Origin of the sequence: Devosia sp. FJ2-5-3 (assembly GCF_029201545.1) — a bacterium.
Lineage (GTDB): Bacteria > Pseudomonadota > Alphaproteobacteria > Rhizobiales > Devosiaceae > Devosia.
Map to the genome: position 1 here is coordinate 2,303,969 of NZ_CP104007.1, position 19,991 is coordinate 2,323,959.

The 19,991-nt window shown below is 61.5% G+C and carries 18 protein-coding genes and 1 pseudogene; 3 read left to right on the forward strand and 16 right to left on the reverse strand.

Annotated features, from left to right (window positions below; all coding sequences use genetic code 11):
• Nucleotides 1-150: 150 nt before the first annotated feature.
• A complete protein-coding gene (locus tag N0P34_RS11165) occupies nt 151-1,533 on the reverse strand; it encodes a sigma-54 dependent transcriptional regulator (protein ID WP_275603323.1) in 1,383 nt (460 codons plus the stop codon).
• Nucleotides 1,533-3,860 carry a PAS domain-containing sensor histidine kinase gene (locus tag N0P34_RS11170; protein ID WP_275603324.1) on the reverse strand — a complete coding sequence of 776 codons (2,328 nt, stop codon included), beginning with the start codon at nt 3,858-3,860 and terminating at the stop codon, nt 1,533-1,535. Before N0P34_RS11170 ends, N0P34_RS11165 begins: the two co-directional genes overlap by 1 nt.
• Nucleotides 3,861-4,116: 256 nt before the next feature.
• Between N0P34_RS11170 and N0P34_RS11175 the strand changes: the two genes are divergently transcribed.
• Nucleotides 4,117-5,016, forward strand: coding sequence for a DMT family transporter (locus tag N0P34_RS11175; protein ID WP_275603325.1), 900 nt, complete (start codon nt 4,117-4,119; stop codon nt 5,014-5,016).
• A gap of 9 nt (nt 5,017-5,025) precedes the next feature.
• Here N0P34_RS11175 and ntrC read toward each other — a convergent pair whose 3' ends face one another.
• The 3 genes from ntrC to dusB are packed head-to-tail and all read right to left on the reverse strand — an operon-like array spanning nt 5,026 to nt 8,605.
• Nucleotides 5,026-6,474 (reverse strand): nitrogen regulation protein NR(I), encoded by a 1,449-nt coding sequence (gene ntrC, locus N0P34_RS11180; protein WP_275603326.1) that lies wholly within the window; start codon nt 6,472-6,474, stop codon nt 5,026-5,028.
• A complete protein-coding gene (locus N0P34_RS11185) occupies nt 6,471-7,604 on the reverse strand; it encodes an ATP-binding protein (protein WP_275603327.1) in 1,134 nt (377 codons plus the stop codon). The genes ntrC and N0P34_RS11185 overlap by 4 nt, the downstream gene beginning before the upstream one ends.
• Complete coding sequence (gene dusB / locus N0P34_RS11190) at nt 7,601-8,605, reverse strand: tRNA dihydrouridine synthase DusB (RefSeq protein WP_275603328.1); 1,005 nt, start codon at nt 8,603-8,605, stop codon at nt 7,601-7,603. Before dusB ends, N0P34_RS11185 begins: the two co-directional genes overlap by 4 nt.
• A 167-nt stretch (nt 8,606-8,772) precedes the next feature.
• Here dusB and N0P34_RS11195 point away from each other — a divergent pair, with 167 nt between their 5' ends.
• Both N0P34_RS11195 and N0P34_RS11200 read left to right on the forward strand, forming a co-directional pair.
• Nucleotides 8,773-9,963 carry a bifunctional 2-C-methyl-D-erythritol 4-phosphate cytidylyltransferase/2-C-methyl-D-erythritol 2,4-cyclodiphosphate synthase gene (locus N0P34_RS11195; RefSeq protein WP_275603329.1) on the forward strand — a complete coding sequence of 397 codons (1,191 nt, stop codon included), beginning with the start codon at nt 8,773-8,775 and terminating at the stop codon, nt 9,961-9,963.
• A complete protein-coding gene (locus N0P34_RS11200) occupies nt 9,964-10,506 on the forward strand; it encodes a CinA family protein (RefSeq protein WP_275603330.1) in 543 nt (180 codons plus the stop codon).
• On the opposite strand, the gene N0P34_RS11205 is transcribed toward N0P34_RS11200, so the two are convergent.
• From N0P34_RS11205 to pdhA, 11 genes and pseudogenes are all read right to left on the reverse strand, one after another.
• A complete protein-coding gene (locus N0P34_RS11205) occupies nt 10,490-10,771 on the reverse strand; it encodes an antibiotic biosynthesis monooxygenase (protein ID WP_275603331.1) in 282 nt (93 codons plus the stop codon). The two genes, N0P34_RS11200 and N0P34_RS11205, sit on opposite strands and share 17 nt — an antisense overlap.
• A gap of 4 nt (nt 10,772-10,775) precedes the next feature.
• Nucleotides 10,776-11,219, reverse strand: coding sequence for a type II toxin-antitoxin system RatA family toxin (locus tag N0P34_RS11210; RefSeq protein WP_275603332.1), 444 nt, complete (start codon nt 11,217-11,219; stop codon nt 10,776-10,778).
• Nucleotides 11,219-12,178 (reverse strand): annotated as a pseudogene (gene lipA, locus N0P34_RS11215) (lipoyl synthase); the annotation flags it as partial. The pseudogene lipA and the gene N0P34_RS11210, both read right to left, overlap by 1 nt.
• A gap of 84 nt (nt 12,179-12,262) precedes the next feature.
• Nucleotides 12,263-12,520, reverse strand: coding sequence for a GlsB/YeaQ/YmgE family stress response membrane protein (locus N0P34_RS11220; RefSeq protein WP_275603333.1), 258 nt, complete (start codon nt 12,518-12,520; stop codon nt 12,263-12,265).
• Entirely contained in the window at nt 12,517-13,557 is a 1,041-nt protein-coding gene (locus N0P34_RS11225; RefSeq protein WP_275603334.1) for a Gfo/Idh/MocA family oxidoreductase, read from the reverse strand. The genes N0P34_RS11220 and N0P34_RS11225 overlap by 4 nt, the downstream gene beginning before the upstream one ends.
• 122 nt (nt 13,558-13,679) lie before the next feature.
• Nucleotides 13,680-15,119, reverse strand: a complete 1,440-nt coding sequence (lpdA, locus tag N0P34_RS11230; protein ID WP_275603335.1) for a dihydrolipoyl dehydrogenase — start codon at nt 15,117-15,119, stop codon at nt 13,680-13,682.
• A 30-nt stretch (nt 15,120-15,149) separates the two neighbouring features.
• Nucleotides 15,150-15,791, reverse strand: coding sequence for an SGNH/GDSL hydrolase family protein (locus N0P34_RS11235; protein WP_275603336.1), 642 nt, complete (start codon nt 15,789-15,791; stop codon nt 15,150-15,152).
• A 15-nt stretch (nt 15,792-15,806) separates the two neighbouring features.
• A complete protein-coding gene (locus N0P34_RS11240; RefSeq protein WP_275603337.1) occupies nt 15,807-17,183 on the reverse strand; it encodes a pyruvate dehydrogenase complex dihydrolipoamide acetyltransferase in 1,377 nt (458 codons plus the stop codon).
• An 11-nt stretch (nt 17,184-17,194) separates the two neighbouring features.
• The gene (locus N0P34_RS11245; RefSeq protein ID WP_275603338.1) at nt 17,195-18,580 is read right to left on the reverse strand and encodes a pyruvate dehydrogenase complex E1 component subunit beta; all 1,386 of its coding nucleotides are present in this window, start codon (nt 18,578-18,580) and stop codon (nt 17,195-17,197) included.
• A gap of 1 nt (nt 18,581) precedes the next feature.
• Nucleotides 18,582-18,974 carry a hypothetical protein gene (locus N0P34_RS11250; RefSeq protein ID WP_275603339.1) on the reverse strand — a complete coding sequence of 131 codons (393 nt, stop codon included), beginning with the start codon at nt 18,972-18,974 and terminating at the stop codon, nt 18,582-18,584.
• 8 nt (nt 18,975-18,982) lie between these two features.
• Nucleotides 18,983-19,987, reverse strand: a complete 1,005-nt coding sequence (gene pdhA, locus N0P34_RS11255) for a pyruvate dehydrogenase (acetyl-transferring) E1 component subunit alpha (RefSeq protein ID WP_275606965.1) — start codon at nt 19,985-19,987, stop codon at nt 18,983-18,985.
• Nucleotides 19,988-19,991: the final 4 nt, after the last annotated feature.

The following is a 19,991-nucleotide window of genomic DNA, read 5'->3' on the forward strand; positions in this document are numbered from 1 at the left end:
CTGTTGTCGTCGCAATTTCTTGCGCCCGGGCCGATGAAGAACTGCCGCCCAGCCCTTCAAAACCCCGGAATTATCGTACCATGCACAATATGGCATACATGCGCGACGCTGCCTACCCGCGCTTGATGTCCGGCTTGCGCCAAGGGCCTTTTAGAGGCCCAGTGACTTTATTTTCCTGTGCAGCGCACTGCGCTCCATTCCCACGAACTCGGCAGTCTTGGAAATGTTCCCGCCGAATCGCTCGATCTGAGCGAGGAGATATTGACGCTCGAAGACTTCGCGGGCATCGCGCAGAGGCAGGCTCATCAAATGCGCAGAGGTGTCGGCATCGCCAACGGTGGGCAGTACCTCCCCGATGTCCGAGGGCAACATGTTTGCGGTGATGATGCCGTTCTCCGGTTGCTGGTCCTTCATCAGGATCAGGAGACGCTCGATCGAATTGCGCAACTGTCGCGCATTGCCGGGCCAGTCCTGTGCCTGCAGAACGGCAATGGCGTCATCGCCGATGGTCACACGCTGAAGATTGTGCATGCGGCAGACCTGCTCGATGAAGACATTGACCAGGGGCGGCACATCCTCCCGCCGTTCTTTGAGCGGCGTCAGTTGCACCGGAACGATCGCCAGGCGATGGAATAGGTCAGAACGGAACTCACCCAATTCCGTCTGTGACGCCACGTTCTGCGAACTCGACGAAATGATGCGGACATCGATCGGAACCGCCTGGCTGCCGCCAACGCGCTGGAACCGGTTTTCGACGAGCGTCCGCAGGAGCGCCGTCTGCACCTGTTGTGGCAGCGTCGTCACCTCGGAAAGGTAGAGCGTGCCCCCGTGTGCCCGCTCCAGCGCCCCGACCTCGATTTTCAAGAGGCCATTCTTTTCGCGAGCTTCGCGACCAAACAGAACGACCGGGACCTCTTCGGGGGCATAGAGCGATGCGTTGATCTCCACAAAGGGGGAGTCCGAACGCGGGCTGCGCTGGTGGATGAGGCGCGCTACCAGACCCTTGCCCGCCCCTGACGGGCCCGAAATGAAGATACGGGAATTGGTCGGGGCGGATTTCTCGATCAGCCCCCTGATCTGCTGCAGGGCCGGCGACGTGCCCACCATATCGGCATTCTTTGCAGCAGAACGCTCCTTGAGCTCGGCAACTTCGGTGCGAAGCCGCGTCGCCTCCATGGCGCGTTGCGTGACGTGCAGCAGCCGGTCGATCTTGAACGGTTTCTCGATATAGTCGTAGGCGCCGCGGCGGATCGCCGAGACTGCCGTTTCGACATTGCCATGGCCAGAAATCATCACGACCGGCATGTCCGGGTGCTGGCTCTGGAAAACGTCGAGCAATTGTAGTCCGTCGAGGCGCGAACCCTGCATCCAGATGTCGAGGAAAACCAGACTTGGTCGCCGTCGCGCGATCTCGTTGAGTCCGCTATCAGCGTCGTGCGCCTGTCGGGTCTCGAACCCCTCATCTTCAAGGATGCCAGCGATCAGATCGCGGATATCGTCCTCGTCGTCGATGATCAGAATGTCCAGTGCCATTATTTATGAACAACCGCCGATAGCGGCGGCTCCTCCTGTTCGGATGCTAGCGCGGCGGCCGGTGCCACCACATCCTTGTCGTTGTTCTTGGCGGGTGCCTTGAGCGGCAGCGTAAAGGTTACGCACGCGCCTGTTCTGCCCTGCCCGTCCGGTTCGGCATCAATCAATTCAACTATGCCCCCGTGCTGCTCGATGATCCTGGCTACGATTGCCAGGCCCAGTCCGGTACCCTTGTCCCGGGTGGTCATATAAGGCTCCAGCAGGCGCTGCCTGTTTTCCTTGGGCCAGCCCTTGCCATTGTCCGAGACTGAAATACGGGCGTTGTTACCTTCGATATGGGCTTCCACCTTAATGATTGGTTGCATGTCGGGGCCGAGTTGCAGCCCCTCGAACGCCTCCACGGCGTTCTTGATGAGGTTGGTGAGTGTCTGTGCCACGAGCCTGGTATCGAACCATGCCAGGATGATTTCGTCCGGCAATTGGGTGACGATATCCACCTCGGGAAGACGAACGCTCTCGAGAAAGACCGCCTGTCGGATCGTGTCGCTGAGATCTGCCAGTTCCGGTGCAGCCTCCGGCATGCGTGCAAAGGCCGAGAATTCGTCGACCATGCGGCCGATATCGCCGACCTGACGCACGATGGTATTGATGCACTTGTCGAAGATCTCCCGATCGTCCTCCAGCTTGCTGCCATAGCGCCGGCGAAGGCGCTCGGCCGACAACTGGATCGGGGTCAGCGGGTTCTTGATTTCGTGCGCGATGCGACGGGCGACGTCGGCCCAGGCGCTGGTGCGCTGGGCAGATTCAAGCTCGGTAATATCGTCGAAAGTCACGACATAACCCTTGGATTCTGTGATCGTACCCTCGCGGGTAAGCTGGATCTGATAGATGCGGCGGTTCGTTTCATTGCCGAGCTGGATCTGGTCGCGGACCTGCCCACGCCGGGCCGAGCGGGCCTTCTCCATGGTTGGAGCGATCTCGGGCAGGACATCTTCCATCCGCTCGCCCATCAGCTCGAATTCGCTGCGGCCCAGCATCTGGCAGGCCCGCGCATTGACCAGCGTTACCGCTCCATAGGCGTCGAGCCCAACTATCCCGGCCGACACGCCCTCCACCACCGCTTCGGTGAACTGGCGGCGTTTCTCGTTGACCTCATTTGCGGCGAGCAGGGCCAGGCGTTGCTGGCGCAATTGCTGCGTCATGCGGTTGAAGCCGTTCGAGAGATCGCGCAGATCGCCCCGCCCTTCCTGGACCGGAACCTGTACATCTAGGTCCCCGCCACTAACCCGGCGCGAGGCCACCATGAGATTACGGATCGGATCAACGAAGCGGTTCGCCAACGCGATGCCGATCCAGAGTGCGGCCAGCAGCAGCACCACGGCCATGCCGACATACATGATCGTAAACGTAATCTGGAACACGAGCCGGTTCGACGCATATTCCCGATATTCCGTTATATTCTCGTCGGTTAGGCGCATATATTCAAGCACTTCGGCATCCACCGGACGCGCGACGAACAGATAGGTGTCGTCATATCCGCGCAGCTTCACCACCGAGCCGACGAGATTGGTGCTGCCGGGGGCGATCGCGGTTGGAATGCCCTCGACCACGCCCTGGGTGATCCCTTGGGGAAGCTTTGGGAAGCCTCCGGCGGCGTTGATCTGCGCGCGCATCAACGTCTGCCCATCGGTGTCGATGAGCGAGGTGAAGGGAAGCGACCGAGTCACCGCCAGGGCCGTCAGGATGCGCTCAAAGCGTTGCGGCTCGTTGAGATAGGTGTTGTGGGCCTGCTCAAGCTCTGCAGCAACCCAGATGATGTCATCGCGCAGCACCTGCGCATGCTCGAGCATGTAGGATCGCGCCACGAGGCGTGAGCTCTCCACCATGGCGCGCGTGCGCTCCGAAAACCACTGGTCGAGCCCCTGGTTCAGCGCAATGGTCGCGACAACCGCCACAAGTGCCGCGGGAATTGCCGCCACGAAAGCGAACATGCCGACCATGCGGATCTGCAACGCCGCGCCCGGTTGGCGCGCCAGGCGCGCCTGCACAAGCAACACCGCTTCGGTGACCACCAGCGCCAGCACCAGCAGTACCAATATGCCGGTCACGATCCAGATTGCGGTCCAGATTGTGGGTGACGGCTCGATATTGGTCGTTCCGGAGAGGATCAGGAACGAAATGAGCGACATCAAGACCGAGGCGAACACCACCACGAAGCCGAGCAGCCGTAGAGGGCGATTCCCCTGGTTGGAGAAAAGCGAACGGCGTTGAGCTGGCGCAACAACTGGTTCGTGTCGCGCCGAGTTTTCGCTGACCGCGTCGGTCATAGATGGTCTTGCATCCTCTTCGCTGTGCCGAACTGGCCTCGAAAATATCCGTCTTGCCAGCAATGAGCGGCCACGCGCGTGAGCCTGACCCAATTTGGCGGACCCTTCAAGATAAATGTTGCTAAAATGTGACACTGTGTCGTGTGGGCAGGCGATCCGGTCGCTCTCACACGGCGGATCGGGCATGCGCTGACATATATGGACAATCGATCGGGCTTGGAGCACACACGGCCGACCTCCTTAAAGCGCGTTGATCGTGTCCACTTCCCTCCCGAATATCAAAGAAGCAGCCAGCCTGCGCGGCATGGCCATGGGCGTTGCTGCCTATACCCTGTTCTCCGTACATGACGCCTTCGTAAAGGCGATCATTTACGTCCTGCCCGCGGCGCAGATTCTCTTCATGCGCAGCATTGTCATCATCGCGCTCTGCTTTGCCTTCGACCGCCGCCATCTCGTCAGGGATCTCTGGCGCTCGGACAGCCGCGTCCTCATCCTCGGGCGTGGCCTTCTGACCCTTGCGGCCTGGGTCATGTACTACACCGCCGGACGCGACCTGCAATTGGCGGAGATGACAACGCTCTACTATTTCGCCCCGGTATTGACGACCGTCCTCGCAATCATCTTCCTTAAGGAGCAGATCACGCTTGCGCGCGTCGGCGCAGCATCCATCGGGTTCTTTGGCGTCATCGTGGCTGCCAATCCCAGCGGCTTCACCTTCAGCCTGCCCGTCGTCCTCGTTCTCTTGGCGGCACTGAGCTGGGCCGTCGCGATGATCCTGATGCGCACGATCTCGCGAAAAGACCGCGCCATCGTTCAGGTCTTTGCGCAAAATCTCATCCACGCCATAGCCATGGGGCTAGTCAGCCTGCCCGTGTGGCAGACCATGGGGCCCGTCGAGATCGGCTTCTGCGTCGGAGCGGGCATTGTCGGTGGGATGGGCCAGTTCCTGTTGGTCGAGACAGCCAAGATCGTGCCCGCAAGTGTTCTCGGCACGGTCGAATATGGAGCCCTTATCTGGGCCTTCGTCTTTGGCTATCTGTTCTGGGGCGAAAGCCCAGGACAGTCGGTCTATATTGGAGCCGCACTCGTCATCATGGCCGGCTTCATGCTGGCCTGGACCGAACATCGCAGCCGGCGCGGGCTGTTGCGTCGCTGACAGCCGCCGCTAGTTGCGGCGGCTATGCTTGATGATTTCGATGCTGTGGGTGCGGATCTTCTTGCGCAACGTGTTGCGATTGAGCCCGAGAAGATCGGCCGCCTTGATCTGGTTGCCGCCACAGGCATTGAGCGCCATGGCGATGAGAGGCGCTTCCACCCGATCGATGACCCGCTGGTAGAGACCCGCGGGTGGCAAATTCGGCTCGTGCTCGCGCAGCAATTGGCCGACATGGCTCTCGACAGCCGTCGAAACATCCACCGGGCCGGAATTCCCGCTGACAGCTGGCCGATCGACGATGTTCAGCTCGTTCTGAACGATCTCTGCCGAAATGCTCTCATCGGCATAAAGAGCCGACAACCGGCGCACAAGGTTCTCGAGCTCGCGGACATTGCCCGGCCAGCTATAGTTCTGCATCAGGCGTATTGCTTCGGGCGTGAGCGTCTTGACCGGCTCGCCGTCCCGCTGCGCCGTCCGCAGGAAATGCTGCGTCAGGTCGGAGATATCGTCGACCCGTTCACGCAGGGGCGGAAGTCGAATCGGCACGACATTGAGCCGGTAATATAGATCTTCGCGGAAGAGACCCTGACGGATCATCTGGCTGAGATCGCGGTGCGTTGCGGCGACGATGCGTACATTGGTCTTGATGGCACTGCGGCCCCCGACCATCGTGTATTCGCCCTCCTGCAGCACGCGCAGCAGCCGGGTTTGCGCATCCATCGGCATATCGCCGATTTCGTCGAGGAACAGAGTGCCGCCTTCCGCCTGCTCGAACCGGCCGGACGAGCGCGTATTGGCCCCGGTGAAGGCCCCCTTCTCGTGGCCGAACAGTTCCGCCTCGATGAGATCGCGGGGGATGGCGGCCATGTTGATGGCAACGAAGGGGCCGTTGCGGCGCTTGCCGAAATCATGCAGCGCCCGCGCCACCAATTCCTTACCGGTGCCACTCTCGCCGGTGATCATCACAGTCAGATCGGTCTGCATCAGTCGGGCCAGCGCCCGATAGATGTCCTGCATCGCCGCAGAACGGCCGACCAACGGCATGGTGTCGCCCGCATCGTCCTCGTTCTTGCGATCTTCGGCGTTGGGCTTTTTCGCGTCGGCCAGGGCGCGCGACACGACAGAGAGCACTTCGGTGATGTCGAACGGCTTCGGCAGGTATTCGTAGGCTCCGACTTCCGAAGCACGAATGGCCGTCATGAAGGTGTTCTGCGCGCTCATGACGATCATCGGCAGATCGGGGCGCAGCTTCTTGATCTTTGGCATCACCTCGAAGGCGTTGCCATCGGGCATGGCTACGTCCGTGATCAGCACGTCTCCTTCACCGCGGCTCACCCAGTTCCACATGGTGGAAATATTGCCAGTGGGTCGGACCTCGTACCCAGCGCGTGTCAGCGCCTGGTTGAGCACCATGCGGATGGCTGCGTCATCATCGGCGAGCAAAACGACATGGCTCATTTGTAGGGGACCTCATCGGCAGGCAGTTGGAAGGCGCCGCTGGCGACCGGCAGCAAGATGCGAAAACGGGTTCGGCCGGGACGGCTGTCGCAGTCGATCACGCCGCCATGGTCGCCGACGATCTTGGCCACCAGGGCCAGGCCCAGTCCGGACCCATTTGGTTTCGTCGTGACAAAGGGATCAAAGAGGAAGGGCAGAATATCTGGCGGCACGCCCGGCCCATTGTCCTCGATCACGATTTCCAGCGGCAACGAAATGCGCTCCGCAACGCCGGCGACGCTAATGCGGATGCCGGGACGGAAGGCCGTGGAAAGCTTGATCTCTGGTTTCTGTGTTCTTTCAAGGGCTTCCGACGCATTTTTTACCAAATTCAAGAAGATCTGGATCAATTGGTCGCGGTTGCCGAACACGGGCGGAAGCGACGGGTCGTATTCTTCGGAGAAGACCACGCCGCGGCCCACCCCATTGCGGGCAACCAGTTTCACCCTGTCCAGCACGACGTGAATATTGATCGGCTCGCGCTCAAGGGGGCGCTCATCGCCAAAAACTTCAACCCGGTCGATCAGCCCGACGATCCGGTCCGTTTCCTCACGGATCAGGCGCGCCAGCGGGATTTCCTCGGCAGACACGCTTTGCTCGAGCAATTGCGCCGCGCCGCGTATGCCGGAAAGAGGGTTCTTGATCTCGTGCGCCAGCATGGACGCAAGGCCGGTGACGGAGCGCGCTGCGCCACGGGAAACCATCTGCCGGTCGATCTTGTCGGCCATGGTGCGTTCCTGGATGAGGACCGCTATCCGCCCGTCGACGTCCGAAATAGGGCTGGCAAACACGTCGGCGATGCGTTCGTCGCCAAACCGCGACGAGCCAATGCTGACGCGATATTCCGTCATTGGCGCCCTTCGGGACACGACGGTTTCGATCAGCGAGATAATGGGAGAGCCGAAGGCGATCAGGTCATCGAGCCGCTGCCGCGTCAGTACGCTCATCGACGCGCCAAAAAACGCCTCGGCTGCATAATTGACGAACAGAATCTGCCGATCCTCGTCCAGCATAACGATGGGCTGCGGCAGGGCCTGCAACATTGCCTTCGCCGGAACCAGATCCGCGGCTGTTACCGATGCAGCGCTCATGCAGCGGCACTCCATTCATCCGAAAAGATCGTGGCGATCAATGACAGGACCTGTGACGGTTGGTCATTGTCCAAAAGGGTTCGGCGTGTTGGCTTGTCGAGATTGAGTCCCGCGGCTTCCGTGTACCAGTCCAGGTGCTTGCGCGCGGCGCGCAATCCCACTTCGATGCCATATTCGCTGAGCATTTCCTGGTAATGGGTCTGGATGAGCTCGATAAGGGCCTGCCCCTTGGGAGCCGTTACGGGCTCTTCTCCCGCAAGTTCTGCGCCGATCTGGGCCACGCGCCAGGGCTGGCCCTGAGCCCCGCGGCCGAGCATGACACCGGCAGCGCCTGACTCCGCCAGTGCGGTCCGAGCCGCCTCCGTGTCGACGATATCGCCATTGACGATAACAGGCACCGAAACAGCCTCGACGACGGAGCGCACCAGCGACCAGCGGGCCTGCCCCTTGTAGAATTGCTGGCGGGTACGGCCGTGGACCGTAATCATCTTCGCCCCTGCCCCGACCGCAAGTTTGGCGATCTCGGGGGCGTTGAGGCTGTCATCGTCCCAACCGAGGCGCATCTTGACCGTCACCGGCAAACGAGTGGCGCCGGCGACCGCCTCGACGATGGCGAGCGCCTGGTCGGGTACCCGCATGAGTGCGGAACCCGCGTACCCATTGGTGACGCGCTTGGCCGGGCAGCCGAAATTGATATCGATGATATCAGCGCCGGCATCCTCGGCCATCCGCGCGCCTTCTGCCATCCAGTGTGCTTCGCATCCGGCCAATTGCACCATATGCGGGAGCGAGCCGGCACGTCCAAGCTTGCGTGCCATTCCCTGATGACCCGTGCCGAGCGCAGCGCTGGCAATCATTTCCGAGACCACCATACCCGCGCCAAAACGTTCCGCGATCTCACGGAAGGGGCGGTCGGTGATGCCGGCCATGGGCGCGAGGAAGGCGCGATTGCGTACAGCATGGCCCCCGATGCTCAAGGGGCAGGCAGTATCGGTCAACATGTGCTCCATAAATGACCAGCTCTAGAGCGGTGCCTGCACAATAATCAATTTGGGGTGCCGCGCAACACCCAAACTCTGTCTACGCACCGATGGTCTGCACTGCACTTGCCGCATGGGAGCACGGCGGCTAGACCAGTCCCGTCTGGTTGGAAAGTGCCTATAGAGACATGCGTCCAAAATCCATAGCTGTCATCGTCGTTGCTGCCGGAAAAGGCGAACGCGCCCGCGGGGGCAATTATCTGGAGCCCAAGCAGTACCAGGCCATTGCCGGGCGACCTGTGCTCTCGCGCACCATTGACGCCTTTCTGAACCATGAGGCGATCAGCCATATCGTGACAGTCATTCATGGCGAGCATGGCGAACGCTATGCGGCGCTCGGCCTGAGTGACGATCGATTGCTTGCACCAGTGATGGGCGGCGCGACGCGTCAGGCTTCCGTGCTCGAAGGGCTCAAGGTCCTGGCGCCAATGCGGCCAGATCTTGTCCTCATCCATGATGCGGCGCGGCCCTTTGTCAGCCAGGCACTGATCGATGCGGTCACCGCTGCCCTCGCCCAATTCGACGGCGCGCTGCCTGCTCTTCCGCTTACGGACACGATCAAGCGCAGCCTCGACGGCCGCGAGGTGGTCGCGACGGAGGACCGGAGACTTCTTGCGGCCGCGCAGACGCCCCAGGGATTTCGGTTCGGCCAGATATTCTCCGCCCATATGCGGGCCGGCACCGTCCGCCGCGAATTCACCGATGATGCCGAGATCGCCGAATGGGCCGGCCTGCGAGTAGCCCTAGTTCCCGGTGACCGAGACAATATCAAAATCACTCATCCGGACGACTTTGCGCGCGCCGAGCGAATCCTTGGAGACAGCATGAAAACCGAGACCCGCATCGGCACCGGATACGACGTTCATTCCTTTGTGCCCGGCGACCATGTCTGGCTCGGTGGCGTGAAAATCCCGCACCATTCGGGACTTAACGGGCACTCCGATTCTGACGTGGCCCTTCACGCCCTGACCGACGCCCTGCTTGGCTCGATCGGCGAAGGGGACATTGGTGTCCATTTCCCGCCAAGCGATCCGCAATGGAAAGGGGCGGCGTCGACCATATTCCTCCGCCATGCCGGAAACCTGATCGCCAAACGGGGTGGTCGGATCGTCAATCTTGACGTGACAATTGTCGCGGAAGCGCCGAGGATTGCGGTCCACGCGCCAGCGATGTGTGCGGTGATTGCCGAGACTCTGGGGATTTCGGCAGACCGCGTGGCGGTGAAGGCGACGACCAATGAAAAGCTCGGTTTTCTCGGGCGGGAGGAAGGCATCGTGTCTATTGCAAGCGCAAGTGTGGAACTGCCGAGGGTCGACTAGATGGTAGCAAAAGCCGCCCCACCGGTGGGCAAACAGATCATCGACATCCTCGCCGAAACCAAGCGGACCATTGTGACCGCTGAAAGCTGCACCGGCGGGATGATCGCCGCGGCGCTGACGGACATTCCGGGGGCCTCGGCGGCTCTCTATGGCGGCTTCGTCACCTATTCCAACATCGCCAAGGACAAGATGATCCACGTCCCGCCCCGGGTCATCGAGGATTATGGTGCGGTCAGCAACCAGGTGGCCCGCGCCATGGCAGACGGCGCCCGCAATACCGCCCGTGCCGACATCGCGGTCTCCGCGACGGGCATTGCCGGGCCAGATGGCGGCAGCGATAGAAAGCCGGTTGGACTGGTCTATGTCGCGGTGTCGTCAGAGCTTGCAACGGTCGTGATCGAACATCGCTTTGGGGATATAGGTCGTGACGCCATCCGCAAGGCGACCGTCGATGCTGCGCTTGAACTGGTCCTCCAGGTCATCACCAGCGATTTGCCCGATGAGCTGAATTACCTGGCGGGCGTGCCTATGAAGGGTCAGTGACCACGCTGTAGTCCCGGACTATGTCACGCGTCTCCTCTGCCCACACGGAGGCCCTTGTGCGCTCCTGGTGGGCCTCGAAGGCGGCTTGATCAACGAAACGCTCTTCGACGTCCCAGACCATCGGCTCGTGACTGCGCTGTACGACCTCGAAATAGAGGCAACCCGGCTCGCGCCGGGTCAGCATCATATGCTCGGGCAGATGGTCGAGCACGGCTCGCAATTGCTCTTCTGACGCGCAGATCAGAGTGCCCGAGAGGCTGACCATGCCGTCAGTTCCCGAAGCGCCGGTCGGCTTCGTCGGAGAAAGCCCGCATGATCTCTTCCTGCTTGGCTGCGAAGGCGGGTTCGGCGACCGCCGCGATAAAGGGATTTGAAATCTTGAAGTCGATCTCGAAGCGCACCCGCGTTCCCATACCCTCGGGCTCAAAGCTCCACACGCTGTCGAGATAGGCGAATGGCCCATCGACCGCCTTGGCACGAATGGTTAGGGCTTCCCGGTCCCGGGTGACCCGGCTCGTATAGGCCTGTGTCACAGGCCCGAAATAAAGTGTCATCCGCGCCAGTTGCACGTCCTTGCCGGCTGCGGCCGGATCGGGCCGCAGTTCCATGGCGCGACAATTTGGAATGAACCGCGGATAATCCTCGAGATCGGCCACGATGTCATACATGCGCTGGGGCAAATGCGGCACGTGCCGCTCGAAAAACCGCTTCATCAGTGCCCCAGCTTGGCCATGCGCGCCGCCTTGAGCTGTGCGAAATCTTCGCCAGCGTGGTGCGAGGAGCGTGTCAGAGGGCTCGAGGAAACCAGCAGGAAGCCCTTGGCGGTAGCGACAGTCGCAAAGGACTTGAACTCCTCGGGCGTCACGAAGCGCTGGAGCGGATAGTGCTTCTTGGTCGGCTGCAGATATTGCCCGATGGTGAGGAAGTCGACTTCGGCCGAGCGCAGATCGTCCATCAGCTGGAGAACTTCGTTCCGCTCTTCGCCGAGGCCGACCATGATGCCCGACTTGGTGAAGATGGTGGGGTCGAGTTCCTTCACTCGCTGCAGCAGGCGGATGGAGTGGAAGTAACGCGCGCCGGGACGGACCTTGAGATATTTCGACGGCACGGTTTCAAGATTGTGGTTGAACACGTCCGGCTTGGCCGCCACGACGATCTCGAGCGCACCATCCTTGCGCAGGAAGTCCGGCGTCAGGATTTCGATGGTGGTACGGGGATTGCGCGCGCGGATCGCGCGGATCACGTCGGCAAAATGCTGCGCGCCGCCGTCGGCCAGATCGTCGCGGTCAACCGAGGTGATGACCACGTGTTCCAACCCAAGCTTTTCGACCGCCTTGGCGACGTTCTCCGGCTCGAACGGGTCGAGCGGCCCTGGCATGCCGGTCCGCACATTGCAGAAGGCGCAGGCCCGGGTGCAGATCTCGCCCATGATCATCATGGTCGCGTGCTTCTTGCTCCAGCACTCGCCGATATTGGGGCAGCCGGCTTCCTCGCAAACGGTCACCAGATTGTTCTCGCGAACGATCTGCTGGGTTTCCTTGTAAACCGGGGAGCCCGGCGCCTTGACGCGGATCCAGTCCGGCTTGCGCAGCACGATGCTGTCGGGCCGGTTGGCTTTTTCGGGATGCCGCGGGCGGGCAATGGAATTATCGATGAGCGTAACCAATTTCGGTCCTGACTGGGCGTTCGCCCGTTATATCGCTCCCTTGGGCGGCCGGTTCAAGCCAGCCGTCAGTAGTGGTCATCAGCCATGCACCTATCGCGCAATGATCCTCGCCAGCGCAATGACCACGATGGCGCCGATCGTGGCGGTGATGATCTGGCTGATCATGACATTGTCGATGGGCAAACTCACGCCCACTGCGCTCAGTAGCCATCCCCCTACGAATGACCCGATCACCCCGACGATGAGGTTGCGGATTAGCCCGCCCCCTCCAAGCAGCAACCCGGCAATCCAGCCTGCTACGAGGCCAATCGCCAGAAAGATAAGCAGTTCCTGCGTGCCGATGCTCATGCCATGACCTCTGCGATTTCGACCCATTCCCCGTCGCGCGCGGCAGAAAGGATGGTCGCCTGAACCAGTGCCAGGGAATGAAGATTGTCCTCGCCCGAGCTGAAGCGGGCCGGAACTGTGCCGGTGTCCACCACCTTGGCGACGGCGGCGAGCGTGCCGACGCGGTCGGTGTGATCGATTGCCGGCATGTCCTGCGCTTCCGGTGTGCCGTCGAGCGCTCGGAGCCACAATTTGTCCGGATTGGATTTTCCCATGAAGTGATCGCGGGAGCTCCAGATTATCTCGCCTTCCGAACAATCCATCACCCATTCGCCCGACCAGGGCGTCACGGGGCCGGAGCTCATCCAACTACCGCGATAGGACACGATCGTGCCCTTTTCGAACTCCAACGTCGCCACGCCGATCGGATTGTGCCCGAAGGGGCTGGCCGGCGAGTTCCAGGTCCGGCAGGACACGCGCTTGGGTTCGTCCCCCAGCACCATGCGCATCAGGTCGAAATGATGGATCGACATGTCCGCCAGCAGCGGGTCCGGCATGTCCCAATAGCGATAGCCCTGGGTCGGGGCGTGACGCCGGAAATCGATGGAGACGAGGTTGACCGGCCCGAAACGCTGGGCCCCGATCAACTCTGCCGCCAGGATCGGCGCTGGCTGGAAGCGATAGTTCTGGCTGACCATCAGCACCCTGCCCCGCTCCTGGGCCATGGCCACCAATTCCTTGGCCTGGGCGATGGTCGAGGCAAATGGCTTTTCAACGATGACGCTGAGCCCCAGCTCCAGGCAGGCCTTGACGACAGGATAATGCGCCTCGGTCCTCAGCGTGCAGATTGCCAGCTGTGCCGCCCTGCCCTGCACGGCCTCTTCGAGGCTGGTAAAGCACAGCGTTTCCTCGATACCGAGTTCGGTCTGGGCGTTCTTGAGGGCATCGGGATTGGAATCCACATAGCCCACCATCTCGACATTGGGAACTTTGGGGATAACGTCCCGCGTCCAGCTGAAACCCCAATGCCCCAGCCCGATCTGAATTGCCTTGACCATGTGGATAGCTCCTCTGGTTTTGTGCTCCCCACCCTCGATGCACGCCGGCTTAGGCCGGACATGCCCTGAGATGGTACCGCCTCACAAAATCGGGAAGTCCCGGCCAATGCGAGGCAGCCAGATCAGATGTTCAGCGCTTTTCCATAAGCGTCGAGGACGCTTTCCTTCATGGTTTCGCTGAGGGTCGGATGGGGGAAGATTGTGTGAATGAGCTCTTCTTCCGTGGTTTCGAGGTTCATTGCCACTACGAAACCCTGGATCAGCTCGGTGACTTCAGCACCAATCATGTGCGCTCCGAGAAGTTCCCCGGTCTTGGCGTCGAAAATGGTCTTTACGAGGCCATCCGGCTCGCCAAGCGCGATCGCCTTGCCGTTGCCCACGAAGGGGAAACGCCCCACCTTGATCTCGCGTCCGGCTTCCTTGGCCTTGGCTTCGGTGAGGCCGACACTGGCGACCTGCGGCTCGCAATAGGTGCAACCCGGCACCTTGGACTTGTCGAGGCCATGCACCTTGAGACCCGCGATCTTTTCGACGGTGATGACAGCCTCATGCTCGGCCTTGTGCGCCAGCATGGGAGGGCCGGCGACGTCGCCAATGGCCCAGATGCCCTCGACATTGGTCTTGCCATAGCCGTCGATCACAATGGCGCCGCGCTCGGTTTTCACGCCGACCGATTCGAGGCCGAGGCCTTCGATATTGCACATCACACCAACAGCCGAGATCAGCTTGTCGCCGGCGATCTGCTGGGTCTTGCCGTCCTTGGTTTCGACATGGGCAACAATGCCGTTACCGGTCTTTTCGACCTTGGCGACCTTTGCGTCTGTCAAAAATTTGATGCCACGCTTTTCGAGACGCTTGCGGGCGAGAGCCGAAATCTCGGCATCTTCAACCGGCAGGATCTGCGGCAGCAGCTCGATGACGGTCACCTCGGCGCCAAACGACCGGTAAAACGAGGCGAACTCGATGCCGATGGCGCCTGAGCCCATCACGACCAGCGACTTCGGCATTTCTGCCGGCTTCAGCGCCTCGAAATAGGTCCAGATCTTGTCGCCATCCGGCTCGATACCGGGCAGCACGCGCGGACGCGCCCCGGTTGCGATGATGATGTTCTTGGCCTTGTAGGTGCCTTCGCCGAGTGCGTTCTTGGGCACCGGGCCTTGCGGCTCGACGATCTTCTTCGTGGTCGGCGAAACTTTTACCTCACCGGGCTTGGTGATGGTGGCCTCGCCCCAGATGATGTCGACCTTGTTCTTCTTCATCAGGAACTGCACGCCATTGTTCATCTGCGCCGCGATAGCGCGCGAACGCTTGACGATGCCGTCGAGCTCAAAGCCGTATTTCTCGGCCGTCAGCCCATAATCCTTGGCGTGGCTCATATGGCCGTAGATTTCCGCCGAACGCAGCAGCGCCTTGGTCGGGATACAGCCCCAGTTGGAGCAGATGCCAGCCATGTGCTCACGTTCGACGATGGCCACCTTCATGCCCAGCTGCGCGCCACGAATGGCTGCGATATACCCGCCGGGGCCGGCGCCGATGACGAGAAGATCGTATTGGTCAGCCATATTTGGCCTCCACTTGGTCTGTTGGGGTCGTCAGAGACCCAGCATTTGTTTGACGAGCGGGGCGAGCCCCTCACCGATGGCCCGGGTATTAGCGGGGTCAAGATGAACGCCGTCGCGCGGGTCGGCGACGGCAACGCTGGCCGCGTTGAAATAGCCGACACCCAGCTCCTGGGCGATGCGGCTGTAATAGAAGTCGAAAAGCTTGGCTTCGTCGGCGCGCGGCGCAAACATCGGGTGCAGATCGACGTGATCGGTCTCCACCGTCAGCGGCGGGGCCACAATGATCACCTGCGGAATTGCCATTCCCGGATCATATGGATGGTTGCGAACGATCTGCACCAGGCGCTTGATCCCCATCGCGGCGCCAAAGGCGGTGCCGTTGAGGTAGACCTTGAGGTCGTTTGTGCCGAGCATGATGATGACGAGATCGAACGGCTTGTGGCTGTCGAGCAGTGTCGGAAGCAACCGGACGCCATTGCGGTCACCCGGAGCCGAGTGATCATCAAACGCGGTGGTGCGGCCACCCAGACCCTCGGCAATCATGCGAGCCTTGCCCCCGAGGGCAGCCTCGATGACCGAGGGCCAGCGATCTTCGTAGGCATGGCGCGGTCCACCCTGCTCCGGATTGGACCCGAATGTCAGGCTGTCGCCATAAGCGAGAATGGTCTTCATGCGCCCTGCCCCTTCTTAGGCCAGCATCATCACCGGATTTTCGATCAGGCCCTTGAACACGCCCAGCACTTCCGCGCCGAGCGCACCGTCGACGGCACGATGATCACATGACAGCGTGGCGGTCATGAACTGGCCGATCTTGATCTGCCCGTTCTCGGGATAGACGCGCTCTTCACCAGCCCCGACCGCGAGGATCGTGCCATGCGGCGGGTTGATTACGGCTGCAAAGTGCTTGATGCCGAACATGCCCAGATTGGACACCGAAGAAGCGCCACCCTGATATTCATGCGGCGCCAGCTTCTTGTTGCGGGCGCGGGTCGCCAGATCCTTCACTTCCTCGGAAATCTCGCGAAGCGACTTGGTATCGCAGCTTTTCACGACCGGGGTGAAGAGGCCACCCGGCACCGAAACCGCAACGGCCACGTCGGACCGCTTGTGGTAGAGGATCGAGTCCCCGGCCCAGGTCGCGTTCGCCGCAGGCACGCGTTGCAGCGCAATCGCCCAGGCCTTCATGATGAAATCATTGACCGAGAGCTTGAAGGCCGGCTTGCCATCCTCGCCCTTGGGCGCCGAATTGTTGATCTGCTCGCGCGCGGCCATCAGCGCGTCGATCTTGCAATCGAGCGTCAGATAGAAATGGGGAACCGTCTGCTTGCTCTCGGTGAGGCGCGCAGCCACCACCTTGCGCATGCCGTCGTTCGGAACAAGCTCGTAGGAGCCTTCCTCGTAGAGTGCGATGACCTGGTTCTTGGTCATGCCGCCCGCCATTGCGGCTCCGCCGGTTGCGGCAGCAGCAGGCGCTGCAGTACTCGCCTTGAGCGGCGTCTTGCCCGACTTTGCAGCCTCGACGTCAGCCTTGATCACCCGGCCCTTCGGACCCGAACCCGTAACCGCTGCGATATCGATCCCGGCTTCCTTGGCGAAGCGCTTGGCAAGCGGCGAGGCAAAGACGCGCCCAGCCTCGGGCTTTGCCGAAGCCGATGCGGCCGGCGCTGACGCGGTCTTGGCCGGTGCTGGATCGGCCTTCGCGGTCGGCGCTGTCTGCGTTGCCGCATCAGCGCGTTCGACCGTGCCGGCGTCAGCCTTCGCTTCCACCTTGGGCGCTTCAGCCGGCTTGCTGGCCGCAGAGCCAATGGCGCTGGCCTCTTCCCCGTCCTGAAGGAGAACCGCGATAACCGCGTTCACCTTCACATTATCAGTGCCTTCGGCAACAAGAATCTTACCGATCTTGCCTTCGTCGACAGCCTCGACTTCCATCGTGGCCTTGTCGGTTTCAATCTCGGCGATCACGTCACCGGAGGAAACGCTGTCGCCTTCCTTGACGTGCCACTTGGCGAGCTTGCCCTCTTCCATCGTCGGAGAGAGCGCCGGCATGGTGATATCGATTGGCATCCCTGGTCTCCTTACGAGCGGTAGGTCACGGCGTTGACGGCAGCGATGACTTCGTCGACGTTGGGCAGCGCCAGCTTTTCAAGGTTGGCAGCATAGGGCATCGGCACGTCCTTGCCAGTCACCCGCAATACGGGCGCATCGAGATAATCGAAGGCCTGTTCCATGACGCGAGCAGCAAGCTCTGCGCCGATACCGCCCTGCGGCCAGCCCTCTTCAACCGTCACGAGGCGACCGGTTTTCTTGACCGATTCAATGACCGTGTCGCTGTCCAGCGGGCGCAGCGTGCGCAAATCGATCAATTCGACATCAACGCCGGCGGCCACCAGCTTTTCCGTCGCCTGGGTGGCGTAACGCATGCCCATGGAGAAAGAGACGATCGTCACGTCGGCGCCCTTCCGGGCCACGCGTGCCTTGCCGATCGGCAGCACGAAATCATCGACCTTGGGCACCAACCCCGTGGAGCCGTAGAGAATTTCATTCTCGAGGAACACGACCGGGTTTGGCGAGCGGATGGCCGCCTTGAGCAGGCCCTTTGCGTCGGCCGCGCTATAGGGCGCGATGACGGTGAGGCCCGGAACATGGCTGTACCAGGCCGAAAAATCCTGGCTGTGCTGGGCGGCAACGCGGGCTGCCGGGCCGTTCGGACCACGGAACACCATCGGCGCCGTCACCTGGCCGCCGGACATATAGAGCTGCTTGGCGGCGGAGTTGATGATCTGGTCGATGGCCTGCATGCCAAAGTTCCAGGTCATGAATTCGACGACCGGTTTCAAACCGGCAAACGCCGCACCCACTGCCAAGCCGGCGAAACCGTGCTCTGTGATCGGCGTATCGATGACGCGCTCGGGACCGAATTCCTGCAGGAGGCCCTGGGTGATCTTGTAGGCACCCTGATATTCGGCGACTTCTTCACCCATGATGAAGACGTCCGGATCGCGGCGCAGTTCTTCGGCCATGGCCTCGTTGAGTGCCTGGCGAACAGTCATCTCGACCATTTCCACGCCTTCGGGCAGGTCGGGATCGCTCTGCGCCTCGAATTTGGGGGCAGCAGGAACCGCCGCTGCAGGCGCGGCGACCGGGGCCTCTGCCTGAACCATGCTCGGCTCGGCCTCGGGCTTGGCCTCGGCGACTGCGGCAGGCGCGGTACCGGCCTCCTCGCCATCGGCAAGCACCAGTGCGATGGGCGTATTAACCTTCACGCCGTCGGTGCCTTCGGCGACGAGCAATTCCTTGACGACGCCTTCATCGACCGACTCGACTTCCATGGTCGCCTTGTCGGTTTCGATTTCGGCCAGCACGTCGCCGGACTTTACACTATCGCCTACCTTGACCAGCCACTTGGCGAGCTTACCCTCTTCCATGGTCGGCGACAGGGCGGGCATGAGGATTTGGGGCATATTAGCTCTCCAGCATGGTTACGCCGGGCATCGGGGCCACTCGGCGAAGCGCAAAATATTCAGCGTGGCGGGCGGGCAAGACCCGCCAATCGTTAATCGGGATGTTGATGGCTGTAGTGGTCGGCGCGGAATTCTGCTGGCTGGCAATCCAGCCGCTCAGCAGCAGGCCGAGAACAAGAAAGACGACAAAGGCGATGACGGAACGCTTGTAGGCGGCGGCATGCTCTTCACCGGCCAGGCCGGCCTTGGCCGCGATGGCGTCGAACCGCCACCAGCCAAACAACCAGTCTTGCCCCTTCATCGCCGCCATCTGCGTGATTGCCCGCGCCTGCCCTGCGGCCAGAATGCCGGAGAGCAGTGCGAACAATGAAATGGCGGCGAGCAGAAAGGTCATCGTCGCGCTCAGGCCTCGATGGTGATGTCGGTCCAGAGTTCAGACGGATCGGGCTCGGGATCGTGGGTCGCGAAGTCCGCTGCCTCGGTGACGACCGCCCGGATATCGGTCTCGATCTTCTTGAGGTCGTCTTCGGTCACGAAGCCGGCTTCGAGAAGACGGGCACGGACCTGCTCGATGGGGTCGCGTTCCTGGCGATATTTGGTCACTTCGTCCTTGGAGCGATATTTTGCCGGGTCTGACATGGAATGACCGCGGTAACGATAGGTCAGCATTTCGAGGATGAACGGGCCCTGGCCGGAGCGGGCATGCTCGATGGCGCGCTTGGCCGCATCATAGACCATGCGCACATCCATGCCGTCGACCTGCTCGCCTGGAATGTCGAACGACGCGCCGCGCATGGAGAAATCGGTGGTCGCGGCAGCACGCTCGATCGAGGTGCCCATGGCGTATTTGTTGTTCTCGATGACGAACACGACCGGCAGCTTCCAAAGCTTGGCCATGTTGAACGTCTCGTAGACCTGGCCCTGGTTGGCCGCGCCGTCGCCGAAATACGCCAGCGCTACCGAACCATCGCCGCGATATTTCGCTGCGAAGGCAAGGCCCGCGCCGAGCGACACCTGGGCGCCGACGATGCCGTTGCCGCCGTAGAATTTGTGCTCGTTGGAGAACATGTGCATCGAGCCGCCCTTGCCCTTCGACAAGCCGCCCTGCCGTCCGGTGAGTTCGGCCATGACACCCTTGGGGTCGAGGCCCATGACGAGCATGTGCCCGTGGTCGCGATAGCCGGTGATCTGGGCGTCCTTGCCCTTCTCGCTGGCCATGGTGATGCCCGTCACGACTGCTTCCTGGCCGATATAGAGGTGGCAGAAACCGCCGATCAGGCCCATGCCATACATCTGGCCGGCCTTTTCTTCGAACCGCCGGATCAGGAGCATCTCCCGGTACGCCTCCAGATCCTGTTCATTGGAGAACTGGGGGACATTGGGCTGCGTCTGGGCCTTGGTGGCCATCGCC